The following is a 14557-nucleotide window of genomic DNA, read 5'->3' as shown; positions in this document are numbered from 1 at the left end:
CCGCCCAGCGCGCCGCCGACGACGCCCGCCGCACCGCACGGGCCCTGCGCGCCGAGCGCGCCGAGATCGCGGGCGCCCCCGACGACGTACCGGAGGACGACGGGGCCGCCCCGAAGTCCTCGCTGCCCGCCCTGCGCGAGGCCTACCGTGCCGCCTCCCAGGTCTACGAGAAGGTCGGCGTCGGCGCCGACCTGCGGGCCGAGCAGGCGCGCGCCGAGAGCGACGAGAGCGGGGCCCGCACCGAGCTGGACCGGCTCAGTAACAAGGTCCGCACGCGCGCGGAGCAGCTGCTGCAGTCGCCGGAGGGGTCCGACGGCCCGTCCCGGCAGTCGGCCGCCGCACGGGCCGAGGAGCTGGTGCAGCTCCTGGAGACCCGGATGTCCACCGCGAGCGAGCAACTCGGGCGGCTGCGCGGCGAGGCCGAGCGGCACGCGCCCGAGGAGGGCGAGGCGCACACCGAACTGCCCGAGGAGCTGCAGCCGCGCGACGCCGAGCACGCGCAGGCGCTGCTGCGCACGGCGACCACCGAACTCGCCGCCCGCACCGAGGCGTTGACCGAGGCCAGGCAGGCACATGCCGAGCTGCTCGAAGCCCACCGCGTGGCCGAGGACGCCGCCGGCGGCTTCGAGGAGATCGCCGCGATGCTCCGTGACCTGCTGCGCGAGCACAGCTTCGACGAGGAGCAGGACGAGCCGGAGCCCTACCCCGGCAGCCTGGAAGAGGCCCGGCACGCGGCCGCCGAGGCCCGCCGCTCACTGCGCGGCTGCGCCGCCGATCTGTCGTCCGCCGAGGCCGCCGTGCGCGAGGCGAGCGACGTATTGGTCCGGCACGCCAACTCCACCCGCTACGAGCAGGTCCGCACCCCGGCCCGGCAGCAGATCCGCGAGCTGCCCGCCTCCGCGCTGCCCGAGCACGCGCAGAAGTGGGCCGACGCCTTCGCGCCCCGACTGCGCGTCCTCACCGACGAGTTGGCGCAACTGGAGCGCAACCGTGACTCGATCGTGGACCGTCTGCGGGGACTGGTCGAGTCGGCGCTGGCGACCCTGCGCTCCGCGCAGCGGCTCTCCCGGCTGCCCGAGGGGCTCGGCGAGTGGTCGGGACAGGAGTTCCTGCGCATCCGGTTCGAGGAGCCGGACCAGGCCACGCTCACCGAACGGCTCGGCGAGGTCATCGACGAGGCGACCCGGGCGGCCGTGAAGAAGAACTCCGACCTGCGCCGCGACGGCATGTCCCTGCTGCTGCGGGGCGTGGGGGCGGCCCTGCAGCCCAAGGGCGTCGCCGTAGAGATCCTCAAGCCGGACGCCGTACTGCGCGCCGAGCGCGTGCCCGTCGGGCAGATGGGCGACGTCTTCTCCGGCGGACAGCTGCTCACCGCCGCCATTGCCCTGTACTGCACGATGGCCGCGCTGCGCTCGAACGACCGGGGCCGCGACAAGCACCGGCACGCCGGCACCCTGTTCCTCGACAACCCCATCGGCCGCGCCAACGCCACCTACCTGTTGGAACTCCAGCGGGCCGTGTCCGATGCGCTCGGCGTCCAGCTCCTCTACACCACCGGCCTGTTCGACACGACCGCCCTGGCCGAATTCCCGCTGGTCATCAGGCTGCGCAACGACGCCGACCTGCGGGCCGGACTGAAGTACATCCGCGTCGAGGAGCACCTCCGACCGGGCCTGCCCCAGCAGACCCCGGCCGAGGAGGAGGAAGCGGTGCACAGCGAGATCACGGCGACCCGCATGTTCAAGAGGCCGGCACCCAGCGCGCCGTGAGCGGCACATCCCCGGGCCGGGAGCGCGGCAACCCGGCCCGAGGGGGCGCCGACTGGCCCTCGGGGTGGCCCAAAGGCGCCCCAACTCGGCTCAGGAGTGCGACAACTGACCCGCCGCGCCCCTCCTGCGTATCCGCTCCTGGGTCCGCTCGTCGGCCCTCGCCTGCCGCCGGGCTCGGCGGCGCTCGCGGCGCAGCGCGCGTGCGGTGCTGCTCGGATCCGACACCACGCCGTAGCGCTGGTTCCACACCTGGCGGGTCACCCAGACGTCGAGCGCGCCCCAGGTGGCGACCACGGTGCTGGCGATGCTGCTGATGACCATCGGGAAGGCCAACCAGGATCCGGCCATGGTGCAGAAGAAGGCCACCATGGCCTGAATCAGCGTCACAGCGATGATGATCACCGCGCGAACCGCCGCCGTCCGCACCGGATCGGGCATCCGGCGTCGTGACGCCGTTTCCTCGATCCACAAGGGGCGGCGCTCGTCCACCGGAATGTCGCGATCCGGTGCCTCGGGGCGCCGTCGCACCGTCGGGTCCGCCACCGAGCCGTCCCCGTGCGCCACGCGCTGCTCCGCCGTGCCCATCACCGTGTCACTCCCCACCGCCAGAAGACCGCTCACTCCGTGCCCGACGACACGGCTCCCCATTGGTTGCCCGGCTTGCGCTGCTTTACGCCGTCCAAGTCCGGGTCACGGCTCCTTCGGCCGATTCCGTCCCCATCTCCCGTAAGAAGGACGAACGAGGCGTCCTCAAGATTCCCAAGCAGCGTAAATTTCCGGCCAACTGCCCAGGCGAGCCGGTCGGACGGGTTTTGACGGCCGTCAAAGGATTCCGGGCGGCAATCTCCCCCAATGCCCGGACAACTCCCCATGTCTCGCCGCCCGCGCGGAAGTTCAGCCTCCGGACGGCTCTTCGAGTTACCTCTGTGTCAGTAGTAGGCTCGCGCCGTTTGTTGACGTACATGTGTACCCCCGGCCAGTGGGGGTCGAGCTGGGGGAGGCCATGCGCTTTCGCGGGAAGTCGATCCGCCGGAAGATCGTGGCGCTGCTTCTCGTGCCGCTGGTGTCCCTCACCGCGATCTGGGGCTTTGCCACGGTACTGACGGGACGCGAGGCAGGAGATCTGTTCAGTGTGTCGCGTGTGGTGGAGAAGATCGGTTATCCGATCGAGGACACCGTGCGCGTCATGCAGCAGGAGCGCCGCCAGACGCTCGTCTACCTGGCCGACCCCCGGGCCTCCGACGGGCTCACCGACCTGCGGCGCAGCCGGACCGCCACGGACAAGGCCATCGGCGAGATCCGCAGGAACGCCAAGAACCCCGATGTGCGCGACGCGCTCGGCGAGGGCAATGACGAGCGGCTGACCACCGTGCTGGAGGCCTTCGACGGCATCGACGCCCTGCGTCGCAGCGTCGAGGACGGCACCGTCGACCGCGCCCAGTCGCTCGACCTCTACAACCGGCTGGTCGACCCCTGTTATGTCCTGCTCAGCAACCTCCACGTCGTCGACAACGTCGAGATGGACAAGCAGTACCGTGCCCTGGTCAACCTCGCCCGCGCCCGCGAACTGCTCTCCCGCGAGGACGCCCTCCTCGGCTCGTCGCTGATCGTCGGCAAGCTCACGCGCGACGAAAGCCGCGACGTCACCGACCTCGTGGCCCAGCGCAGCCTGATGTACGACGTCAACCTGCCGCTGCTGCCCTCGTCGGAACGCGAGCGCTACGAGGAGTTCTGGAAGAACGCCGCCACCGCGCCGCTGCGCGTGGCCGAGCAGCGCGCCGTCTCCGATTCCGGCAGCAGGCCCGAGGTCTCCGCGCAGAGCTGGGACTCCACCGCCGGCAACGTGCTCGACAAGCTCGGCACCCTCGACGACCAGGCCGCCGACCGCTATCAGGACCGCGTCCGCCCCGTCGCCATGGGTGTCATCGCCAAGGCGGCCGTCGCCGGCGTGCTCGGCCTGATCGCTCTGCTGCTCTCGCTCTTCCTGTCCGTACGCGTCGGCCGCGCCCTCATCCGCGACCTGCGGCAACTGCGCCTGGAGGCCCACGAGGCATCGGGTGTGCGGCTGCCCAGCGTCATGCGCCGGCTGTCCGCGGGTGAGCAGGTCGACGTGGAGACAGAGGCGCCGCGCCTCGAATACGACAAGAACGAGATCGGCGAGGTCGGCCAGGCCCTCAACACCCTCCAGCGCGCGGCCGTCGAGGCCGCCGTCAAGCAGGCCGAACTGCGCGCCGGGGTGTCCGAGGTGTTCGTCAACCTCGCCCGCCGCAGCCAGGTCCTCCTGCACAAGCAGCTCACCCTGCTCGACACCATGGAACGCCGGACCGAGGACACCGACGAACTCGCCGATCTGTTCCGCCTCGACCATCTGACGACCCGTATGCGCCGGCACGCCGAGGGCCTCGTGATCCTCTCCGGCGCGGCCCCGTCCCGGCAGTGGCGCAAACCGGTCCAGCTCATGGACGTCGTGCGGGCCGCCGTCGCCGAGGTCGAGGACTACGAACGTATCGAGGTCCGCCGGCTGCCGCGGATCGCCGTCACGGGTCCCGCCGTCGCCGACCTCACCCACCTCGTCGCCGAACTCCTGGAGAACGCCACGGTGTTCTCCCCGCCGCACACGGCCGTCCAGGTCCTGGGCGAGCGGGTCGCCAACGGCTTCACCCTGGAGATCCACGACCGCGGCCTCGGTATGGCGGCCGACGCCCTCCTGGACGCCAATCTGCGGCTCGCCGAGACCCCGGAGTTCGAGCTGTCGGACACCGACCGGCTCGGTCTGTTCGTGGTCAGCCGGCTCGCCCAGCGGCAGAACGTGCGCGTCTCCCTGCAGCCCTCCCCGTACGGCGGCACCACCGCTGTCGTCTTCGTCCCCGACGCCCTGCTGACGGACGACGTCCCGGACACCAACGGCATCGGCTTCCGGCTCGACCGGCCCCACCCCACGAAGGAGGCCGAGCTGGAGGAGGGCCGCCGCCCCGCCCTCTCCCGGATGCCCGTGCAGCTTCCCGGCCTGCCCGCCCCGCTCCTGGACGGTCCCATCGAACTGGAGGCACCGGTCGACCTCGACGCCGTCGAGGACTTCCCCGGCGCGCTGGACGGCGAGGACAGCGAACGCGGCGGGATCTTCCGCCCCCGACGGTCCATCGCCCTCGCCGAGGACGAGACGGACGGCCGCGGCGACAGCCCTCTCTCCGAGCCCTCCGACGCCCACGAACCGGCCCGCTTCGACACCGCCGACGGCGTGGGCGCTCCACTGCGCCGCACGCCCAAGCTGGTCAGCTCGCACGGACGCCCCGTCACCGGGCAGCGATCACGGCGCGAGGACACCACCGACGAGCCGTCGACCGGCGCGGCCCGCACCGAGCCGGACGCCGCGTCGCTGCCGCAGCGTCGCCGGGGCACCGAGCCCACCGCGGACCGGCCCGTCGCAGGTCGGGGCACGAGCGGACCCGACCAGGACGCCGCACCACCACTGCCCACCCGCCGGCGCGGAGCCTCACCGCTGCGTCCCGGCACAACGGGCGCCGTCCCGTCCGGCGAGCACTCGGCATCCCCGGCACCCGAGCATCCGGCCGGCCCCGACCGCCCGATCGGCGGCGAGAGCCCGCGGCCGCCCGCTCTTCCCGGGCGCAGCCGTCCGGCCGCGACAGCGTCCGGTGGCGACGACCCGGCCGGGCGACTTCCCGGCAGTGCGCCGCAGGAGACGGGCCCCGGCGTGGGGCCGCTGCCCCGGCGCGTACGCCAGGCCAATCTGGCTCCACAGCTGAAGCAGAGCGTCGAGCGGCGCTCGCAGGAAAGCTCGCAGCCCGTGGAGCGGGACGCCGACGAGGTACGCAGCCGGATGGCCTCGCTCCAGCGCGGCTGGCAGCGTGGCCGCACTGAGAACGCCGCGGGCGACGACGCCCACAGCGGCACAGCACCACAAGGAACGACAGAGGGGGACGGTCGATGACCGCACCGAAGGGCACCGGCCACACCGAGACCAACAAGTCCGGAGAGCTCAACTGGCTGCTGGACGACCTCGTGGACCGCGTCGCGAGCATCCGCAAAGCCGTCGTGCTCTCCGGAGACGGACTGGCGACCGGTGCGTCCAAGGACCTGACCCGGGAGGACAGCGAGCATCTCGCCGCGGTCGCGTCCGGGTTCCACAGCCTCGCCAAGGGTGTGGGACGCCACTTCGAGGCGGGCAACGTCCGGCAGACCGTGGTCGAGCTGGACGACGCCTTCCTGTTCGTGACGGCCGCCGGCGACGGCAGCTGCCTGGCCGTCCTGTCGGACGCCGACTCGGACGTCGGCCAGGTGGCGTACGAGATGACGCTCCTCGTCAAGCGGGTCGGCGTGCATCTGGGCGCGGCTCCGCGCACCGATCTGCCCGCAGGCGGGTAGTGGGATGTCATGAGCTCTGACGGTCAGGGAAGAAGCCACTGGTTCGACGACGAGGCCGGACCTGTGGTGCGGCCGTACGCGATGACGCGCGGCAGGACCACCAGCGCGGGCCAGCACCGCCTCGACCTGATCGCGGTGGTCCTCGCCGAGCCGGAGGCGGGCGACCCGGAGTCCGACCCGACACTGTCCCCGGAGCACGTGGACATCGTCGGCCTGTGCCGTGACACCCCCCAGTCGCTCGCCGAACTCGCCGCCGAACTCGATCTGCCCGTGGGAGTGGTGCGGGTCCTCATCGGGGACCTGGTCGCCCGGGAACTCGTCCATGTGACGCGGCCAGTACCGCCTGCCGAACTGCCGGACGAGAGTATTCTGCGCGACGTGATCAACGGCCTCCGGGCACTGTGAACGGTGCGAAAGCGGGGTACTGAGGTGGCACGCTGGCAGTTCTGGGTCGATCGGGGCGGCACCTTCACGGACATCGTCGCGCGACACCCCGACGGCCGTCTGCTGACGCACAAGCTGCTGTCGGAGAATCCGGCGCGCTACTCCGACGCGGCCGTCGCAGGCGTACGCGAACTGCTCGGCGGTTCCCAGGAGCCCATCGAGGCCGTCCGCATGGGCACGACGGTCGCCACCAACGCGCTCCTGGAGCGCAAGGGCGAGCGCACCGTGCTGGTCGTGACCCGCGGTTTCCGGGACGCCCTGCGCATCGCCTACCAGAACCGGCCGCACATCTTCGCCCGCCGCATCGACCTGCCCGAGCTGCTGCACGAGCGGGTCGTGGAGGTCGACGAGCGCATCGCCGCCGACGGCACCGTGCTGCGCGCCCCCGACCTCGACGCCCTCGCAGGGTCCCTCCGGGAGGCGTACGACGACGGCATCCGCGCCGTCGCCGTCGTGTGCATGCACAGCCATCTGCACCCGGCTCACGAGCAGGCGGTGGGGGAGCTCGCGGCCCGCCTCGGCTTTACGCAGATCTCGCTGTCCAGCGAGGTCAGCCCACTGATGAAACTCGTGCCGCGCGGGGACACCGCCGTCGTCGACGCCTACCTGTCGCCGGTGCTGCGCCGCTACGTCCAGCGCGTCGCGGACGAACTGCAGGGCGTACGGCTGATGTTCATGCAGTCCAACGGCGGGCTCGCCGAGGCCGGGCAGTTCCGCGGCAAGGACGCGATCCTCTCCGGGCCGGCCGGAGGCATCGTCGGCATGGCACGCATGTCGCAGCTGGCCGGATTCGACCGCGTCATCGGCTTCGACATGGGCGGCACCTCCACCGACGTCTCGCACTTCGCGGGTGAGTACGAACGGGTCTTCACCACGCAGATCGCCGGTGTCCGGCTGCGCGCGCCCATGCTGGACATCCACACCGTCGCCGCCGGCGGCGGCTCCGTCCTGCACTTCGACGGGACCCGCTACCGCGTAGGGCCGGACTCGGCGGGAGCGGACCCGGGGCCCGCCTGCTACCGCGGCGGCGGCCCGCTCGCCGTCACCGACGCCAACGTCATGCTCGGCCGGATCCAGCCCGCGCACTTCCCCAAGGTGTTCGGCCCGGAGGGCGACCAGCCCCTCGACGCGGACCTGGTGCGCGAGCGCTTCACCGCTCTCGCGCACGAGATCCGCACGAGCACCGGGGACGACCGCACGCCGGAACAGGTGGCCGAGGGCTACCTGCAGATCGCCGTCGCCAACATCGCCAACGCCGTCAAGCGGATCTCCGTCCAGAAGGGCCATGACGTCACCCGCTACGCCCTCACCACGTTCGGCGGAGCGGGCGGCCAGCACGCGTGCAAGGTGGCCGACTCGCTCGGGATCCGCACCGTCCTCGTACCCCCCATGGCCGGAGTCCTGTCCGCGCTCGGCATCGGTCTCGCCGACACCACCGCCATGCGCGAACAGTCCGTCGAGGCGCCCCTGGAACCGGCGTCCATGCCCGCGGTCCTGAAGACCGCCGACGACCTGGAGGGCGCGGCCCGGGGGGAACTCCTCGCCGAGGACGTCCCCGAGGACCGCATCAGGATCACGCGTCGCGCGCAGCTGCGCTACGACGGCACCGACACCGCCCTGACGGTCGAGCTGACCGAGCCCGACACGATGCGTCACGTCTTCGAAGAGCGTCATCGCGCCACGTACTCCTTCACCCTCGACCGTCCGATCGTCGTCGAAGCCCTCTCCGTGGAAGCCACCGGCATCACACAACCCCCTGATCTCTCCGTCCTCGCCCCCTACGAAGCCGCCCGCGAAGGCGGCCCGTCCGCGCCGGAGAGTGTCCGCCTCCACACCGGCGGCACCTGGCGCGACGTACCCCTGCACCGCCGCGAGGACCTTCCCCCCGGCGACACCGTCACCGGCCCCGCGATCATCACCGAGGCCAGTGCCACGACCGTCGTCGACGACGGCTGGCAGGCCGTGGCCCGCGACGACGGGCATCTGGTCATGGAACGCACGGCGATTACGGAGAGTTCCGATCTCGGCACAGAAGCCGACCCGGTTCTGCTTGAGGTCTTCAACAACCTGTTCATGTCGATCGCCGAACAGATGGGCGCGCGGCTGGAGTCCACGGCCCAGTCCGTCAACATCAAGGAGCGTCTGGACTTCTCCTGCGCGCTTTTCGATCCCGACGGAAACCTGGTGGCCAACGCGCCGCACATCCCAGTCCACCTGGGCTCGATGGGCACCAGCGTCAAGGAGGTCATCCGGCGCCGCGGCACCTCGATGCGGCCCGGCGACACCTACGCCGTCAACGACCCGTACCACGGCGGCACCCACCTGCCCGACGTCACCGTGATCACCCCCGTCTTCGACACGGAGGGTGACCGGATCCTGTTCTACGTCGCCTCCCGCGGACACCACGCGGAGATCGGCGGCATCGCGCCCGGCTCCATGCCCGCGAACAGCCGAACCATCGAGGAGGAGGGCATCCTCTTCGACAACTGGCTGCTGGCCGAGGACGGCCGCTTCCGTGAGGAGGAGACCCTCCGCCTGCTCACCGAGGCGCCGTACCCCTCCCGCAACCCCGGCACCAACCTCGCCGATCTGCGCGCCCAGATCGCCGCCAACCGCAAGGGCGTCGACGAAGTCGCCCGCATGATCGAGAACTTCGGACTCGACGTCGTGCAGGCGTACATGAGGCACGTTCAGGACAACGCCGAGGAAGCGGTGCGCCGGGTCATCGACGCCCTGGACGACGGCGAGTACGCCTACGAGACCGACTCCGGCGCCGTCATCCGGGTACGCGTGCGCGTGCACCGCGAAAACCGATCCGCGACCATCGACTTCAGCGGCACCTCACCGCAGCTGACCAGCAACTTCAACGCGCCCTTCGCGGTGGTCAACGCGGCCGTCCTGTACGTCTTCCGCACCCTGGTCGCCGACGACATCCCGCTCAACGACGGCTGTCTGCGCCCCCTGGACATCGTCGTACCGCCCGGCTCCATGCTCGCGCCCCAGCCGCCCGCCGCGGTGGTCGCCGGCAACGTTGAGACCTCCCAGGCCATCACCGGGGCCCTGTACGCCGCCCTCGGCGTCCAGGCCGAGGGCTCCGGGACGATGAACAACGTCACCTTCGGAAACGAGCGGTACCAGTACTACGAGACGGTCGCCTCCGGTTCCGGCGCGGGAGAGGGCTTCCCCGGTGCCCCCGTGGTGCAGACCCACATGACCAACTCGCGGCTCACCGACCCCGAGGTCCTGGAGTGGCGGCTGCCCGTGCGGCTCGACGAGTTCGCCGTCCGGCACGGCAGCGGCGGGTCCGGGCACTGGCCCGGCGGGGACGGCGCCGTGCGCCGCATCCGCTTCCTCGAGCCCATGACGGTGTCCACGCTGTCCCAGCACCGCAGGGTCCGGCCGTACGGCATGGCCGGCGGCGAGCCCGGCGCGCTGGGCGCCAACCGGGTGGAGCGCGCGGACGGCACCGTCACCGCGCTCGGCGGCAGCGACTCGGCGGACGTCGGCCCCGGCGACGTACTCGTCATCGAAACCCCCGGCGGCGGGGGCTACGGCCCGCTGCCGACCGACCCCCATCAAGCAGGAGAAGAGAACGATGATCTTCGGGCGTTCTGAGCGCGGGAAGCCTCCGGTCGAGCCCGTCACGCTCAAGATCCTGGTGGCCGGCGGCTTCGGAGTGGGCAAGACCACCCTCGTCGGTGCGGTCAGTGAGATCAGGCCGCTGCGCACCGAGGAGCTGCTCACCGAAGCCGGACGCCCCATCGACGACACCAGCGGTGTGGAGGGCAAGCACACCACCACGGTGGCCATGGACTTCGGCCGCATCACGCTGCGCGAGGACCTGGTCCTGTATCTGTTCGGCACCCCGGGCCAGGAACGGTTCTGGTTCATGTGGGACGAGCTCTCCGAGGGCGCCCTGGGCGCCGTCGTGCTCGCCGACACCCGCCGTCTGGAGGACTGCTTCGCCGCCGTCGACTACTTCGAGCGGCGCTCCATACCGTTCGTCGTGGGCGTCAACTGCTTCGAGGGCGCGGCCCGTTACCCTGAGGACGAGGTCCGTCAGGCGCTCGACCTCGACGCGGACGTACCGCTGCTGCTGTGCGACGCCCGGGACCGGGAAACCGTCAAGGAGGTCCTCATCGGCGTGGTCGAGCACGCGATGGCGTGCGCGGCCGACCGCCGTCAGAGCGTCACCACCTGAGCGACGCGCACGGCCCGTACCCCCGCCGACCGGGGTACGGGCCGCGTCCTGCGGCACGCGCGCGTGTGCCTAGTTCTCGCCGTCCTCCGCCCAGCCGAAGCTCTTCTCCACGGCCTTGCGCCAGTTGTGGTACTCCCGGTCGCGCACGGAGGACTCCATGGAGGGCGTCCACTCGACGTCCTTCTGCCAGTGGGCCTTCAACTCGTCCAGGTCGTTCCACACGCCCGTGGCGAGCCCTGCCGCGTAGGCGGCGCCCAGACATGTGGTCTCCGAGACCTTCGGGCGGACCACGGGAACGTCGAGGACGTCCGACTGGTGCTGCATGAGCAGGTTGTTCTTGGTCATGCCGCCGTCCACCTTCAGGGTGGTGATCTGCACCCCGGAGTCCTGGAACATCGCGTCCACGACCTCGCGGGTCTGCCAGCTCGTCGCCTCCAGTACGGCCCGGGCCAGATGCGCCTTGGTGACGTAGCGCGTCAGACCGGTGACGACGCCGCGCGCGTCGGAGCGCCAGTACGGCGCGAACAGACCGGAGAAGGCAGGCACGATGTACGCCCCGCCGTTGTCCTCGACGCTCGCCGCCAGGGGCTCGATCTCGTCGGCGTGGCGGATGATGCCCAGCTGGTCGCGGAACCATTGCACGAGCGCGCCCGTTATGGCTATCGAACCCTCCAGGCAGTAGACCGGCGCCTCACTCCCGATCTTGTATCCCATCGTCGTGAGCAGTCCGCTCTTCGACGGCACGGGCCGGTTGCCCGTGTTGAGCAGCAGGAAGGAGCCCGTTCCGTACGTGTTCTTCGCCGTGCCCACGTCGTAGCAGGCCTGTCCGAACACCGCCGCCTGCTGGTCGCCGAGTGCCGACGCGACCGGCACTCCGGCCAGTTGGCCCACCGCGGTGCCGTACACCTCGGCCGACGACTTGATCTCGGGGAGGACGGCCTCGGGGACGTTCATCGCGGAGAGGATGGACTGGTCCCACTGCAGGGTCTCCAGGTTCATCAGCATGGTGCGCCCGGCATTGGTCACATCGGTGACGTGCTTGCCTCCGTCGGTGCCGCCGGTCAGGTTCCAGATGAGCCAGGAGTCGATGGTGCCGAAGGCGATCTCGCCGTTCTCGGCGCGAGCCCGCAGCCCGGGCACGTTGTCGAGCAGCCAGGCGGCCTTCGGACCTGCGAAGTAGGTGGCCAGGGGCAGCCCGGTCTGCTCGCGGAAGCGGTCCTGCCCGTCCGATCCGCCGAGTTGCCTGGTCAGCGCGGCGGTGCGGGTGTCCTGCCAGACGATCGCGTTGTGCACGGGCTTGCCCGTCGCGCGGTCCCACAGGACGGTGGTCTCGCGCTGGTTGGTGATGCCGAGCGCGCTGACCTGGTCGGCGCGCAGTCCCGCCTTGGCGATCGCTCCGGCGACCACCGCCTGCACCTTCGACCAGATCTCGGTGGCGTCGTGCTCCACCCAGCCGGGCTTGGGAAAGATCTGGCGGTGCTCACGCTGGTCGACGGCGACGATCGCGCCGTCCTGGTTGAAGACGATGCAGCGGCTGGAGGTGGTGCCCTGGTCGATCGCGGCGACGAACTTGTCCGTCATGACGTCCCCTTCGTCGTTCCTCAGAAAGCTGCTGTGGATCAGAAGGCTGCTGTGCGGAGCGACGGACCGATGACGACGCAGCCGCGCCCGTCGCCGTGAATGTCTCCGTTGCTCATGGCGGCTCCTAGGCCCTGTGCCGGGGTGATCCGCCCCGGTCCCTGGTGCAGGGTGCGTTTCCCATGGCGACTTCAGCCGACGGCGGGGAAGCTCCCGCGCCCCGCCCGGCATCCGTGACGAGCATGCCGTCGCAGCAGCCGCATCACCCGGGGGACCGGTCCTGTCGTTCGGAAGGGGCCCACGCGACACGTGCCTGGATAGACCGTGTATGTACGGCGATGTCGACTGACACCGGAAGTTTTCACCGGCACCCACAGAGCGTCAAGGTCGCTGACGGCAACGGTGACAGCCGTCGGTGCGCCCCTGCGCGGTGTGCCCCCTGCGAGGAAGGGACGGCCCGGTCTGTTGTGACGATCAGCCTAGGCCCGGTTCCGCCACCACGCACCCCGCCTGTGCGGGCGTCGATCGCGAGCCGCGCCGGATCTCGTGGCCCGGCCGACCTGCCTGGCCCACCACCCAGCTCGCTCCGGCAAGGGCCTTCGCGGCCTTCTTCAGCGGCGCCAGGCAAGCGGCAACCTGCCGGTGGTCGGTCACACTGCCCGGCGGACACAGGACTGTGGCCAGGGACAAGGTGACGGGACGTCCGCCGGCCGACCACGGCGCGTCCAGCACCGAGGCGGCCAGCTGATCCAGCCGCTCCGGCTCGGCGAGCACCAAAAAATCGTCCCCGCCGATATGGCCCACACGCGTACCGGCGGACGCCGCGCGCTGCAGCGCCCGCCCCACCGAGCGGATCAGCTCGTCGCCCGCCGCGAAGCCCGCTCCGTCGTTGACCTGCTTGAAATGGTCCACGTCCAGCCAGCTCAGGGCGAACGTCCGGCCGTCCACGATACGGCGATCCACCTCGCCGGTGATCGCGTCGGAGCCGGGCAGCCGCGTGAGCGGATTGAGCCCGGCCGCCTCCTCGACCCGGCTCTCGGCCAGCGCCCGCACGAGGTCGGCGAGCCGTACGACGCCCACGCACCTACCGTGCGGGTCCACCACCGCCACATCGTCCGACGTACGGCTCCGGCCGCCGACGGCCACCACGTCCAGGACCTCCCAGGCCGTGGCGTCGGCGCCCACCGTCCGCGGCGGGTCGCCGAGCTTGGCCGCGGGCCGGTCGGCGTACAGGGCGTGTCCGTAGCGCCCCGACATGGACAGCAGAAAACGCGAACGGTGGACCGACCGGACCGGGCGCCCGTGCTGGTCCACGAGCAGCACCCCTGACACGTCCGGCGACCCGGTCAGCAGTGCTCGCACCTGACCGGCGGACGCGGCGGCGGGCAGCAGCGCGGCGGGCCGTACGAACTCCCGTACCGACGGCCCCGACCGCGGCAGGGCTGTGACGCCGGGGGAGCGGGGCGGGACGTACACCTCCGCGGCGGGCAGCCGGGACGGCGGTGCGAACAGCTCGCCCTGCGCCAGCTGGGCACCGGCCGAGATCGCCGACGCGCACTGCAGCTCCGTCTCCACGCCCTCCACCGCCAGCAGCGCGCCCAGCTCCTCGCACAGCGTCCGCATGGCCTTCACCGCGGCCGGCCGGCTCAGCAGAGCCGCGTCCAGCTTCACCAGGTCGGGCCCCATGTCGATGAGCAGCCGCAAAGGGAGGTCACCGTCCCCGACGCCGTCCGCGCTGATCCGGAAGCCCTGGGCGCGCAGCCCGCTCACCGCCTCCAGCAGCGCCTGTTGCGGGACGTGGGCGTACGGCGGCACGATGTCGATCGTCACCTCCCACGGCAGCCGCCCGGCCCCGCGCACGGCGTCGTGCAGCGGGGTGAGACCGCCGAGGTCGGCGAGGGTGCCCGCGAACACATTGATGTGCAGCGGCAGCAGGGTCTCTCTGCGCGCGGCCGTACGCAGCGCCGACACCGCCAGCCGGCCGTCGAGTTCGGGGTCGCGCCGGGCCTCGGCCAGGATGTCGCCGGTCTCCGGGCGGGCGAGTATCTCCAGTCCCGCGACCGTTCCGGTGGCCAGGTTGACCACCGGTTGGAAGGCGAAGCGGAGAGTGTCCGTCCAGGAGCGCACGGCAGCATGATGGCTCCGCCGGCGAGCGCCCAGGCCCAGTTCATGAGACGTTCAC

General features: G+C 71.3%; 8 protein-coding genes and 1 pseudogene. 6 read left to right on the top strand and 3 right to left on the bottom strand.

What is annotated here, in order from left to right; translation table 11 throughout:
* Window positions 1-1769, top strand: a pseudogene (locus tag JYK17_RS37410) (hypothetical protein); the annotation flags it as partial.
* 90 nt (window positions 1770-1859) lie between these two features.
* Here JYK17_RS37410 and JYK17_RS37405 read toward each other — a convergent pair.
* Entirely contained in the window at window positions 1860-2354 is a 495-nt protein-coding gene (locus tag JYK17_RS37405) for a hypothetical protein (RefSeq protein WP_108012045.1), read from the bottom strand.
* Between the two features lie 418 nt (window positions 2355-2772).
* Between JYK17_RS37405 and JYK17_RS37400 the strand changes: the two genes are divergently transcribed.
* Genes JYK17_RS37400 through JYK17_RS37380 form a run of 5 tightly spaced genes read left to right on the top strand, consistent with a single transcriptional unit; the run spans window position 2773 to window position 10797 of the window.
* On the top strand, window positions 2773-5718 hold the full coding sequence (locus tag JYK17_RS37400) for a nitrate- and nitrite sensing domain-containing protein (protein ID WP_222812138.1): 2946 nt from the start codon (window positions 2773-2775) through the stop codon (window positions 5716-5718).
* Window positions 5715-6152, top strand: coding sequence for a roadblock/LC7 domain-containing protein (locus JYK17_RS37395; protein ID WP_108011180.1), 438 nt, complete (start codon window positions 5715-5717; stop codon window positions 6150-6152). Before JYK17_RS37400 ends, JYK17_RS37395 begins: the two co-directional genes overlap by 4 nt.
* A gap of 9 nt (window positions 6153-6161) precedes the next feature.
* A complete protein-coding gene (locus tag JYK17_RS37390) occupies window positions 6162-6557 on the top strand; it encodes a DUF742 domain-containing protein (RefSeq protein WP_108011178.1) in 396 nt (131 codons plus the stop codon).
* A gap of 24 nt (window positions 6558-6581) precedes the next feature.
* Window positions 6582-10211 carry a hydantoinase B/oxoprolinase family protein gene (locus JYK17_RS37385; RefSeq protein WP_222812137.1) on the top strand — a complete coding sequence of 1210 codons (3630 nt, stop codon included), beginning with the start codon at window positions 6582-6584 and terminating at the stop codon, window positions 10209-10211.
* Window positions 10192-10797: a GTP-binding protein gene (locus JYK17_RS37380; RefSeq protein ID WP_108011174.1), complete on the top strand. Its 606-nt coding sequence runs from the start codon at window positions 10192-10194 to the stop codon at window positions 10795-10797. The genes JYK17_RS37385 and JYK17_RS37380 overlap by 20 nt, the downstream gene beginning before the upstream one ends.
* A 69-nt stretch (window positions 10798-10866) precedes the next feature.
* Here JYK17_RS37380 and glpK read toward each other — a convergent pair whose 3' ends face one another.
* Both glpK and JYK17_RS37370 read right to left on the bottom strand, forming a co-directional pair.
* Entirely contained in the window at window positions 10867-12378 is a 1512-nt protein-coding gene (gene glpK, locus JYK17_RS37375) for a glycerol kinase GlpK (protein ID WP_108011172.1), read from the bottom strand.
* A gap of 471 nt (window positions 12379-12849) precedes the next feature.
* Entirely contained in the window at window positions 12850-14502 is a 1653-nt protein-coding gene (locus JYK17_RS37370; RefSeq protein WP_108011170.1) for a GGDEF domain-containing protein, read from the bottom strand.
* Between the last annotated feature and the right edge of the window lie 55 nt (window positions 14503-14557).

The sequence above is a fragment of the Streptomyces plumbidurans genome (assembly GCF_019857225.1).
GTDB classification, from domain to species: domain Bacteria; phylum Actinomycetota; class Actinomycetes; order Streptomycetales; family Streptomycetaceae; genus Streptomyces; species Streptomyces plumbidurans.
Note: the sequence above shows the minus strand (reverse complement) of the source record. Positions and strands in the feature narration are given on the sequence as shown.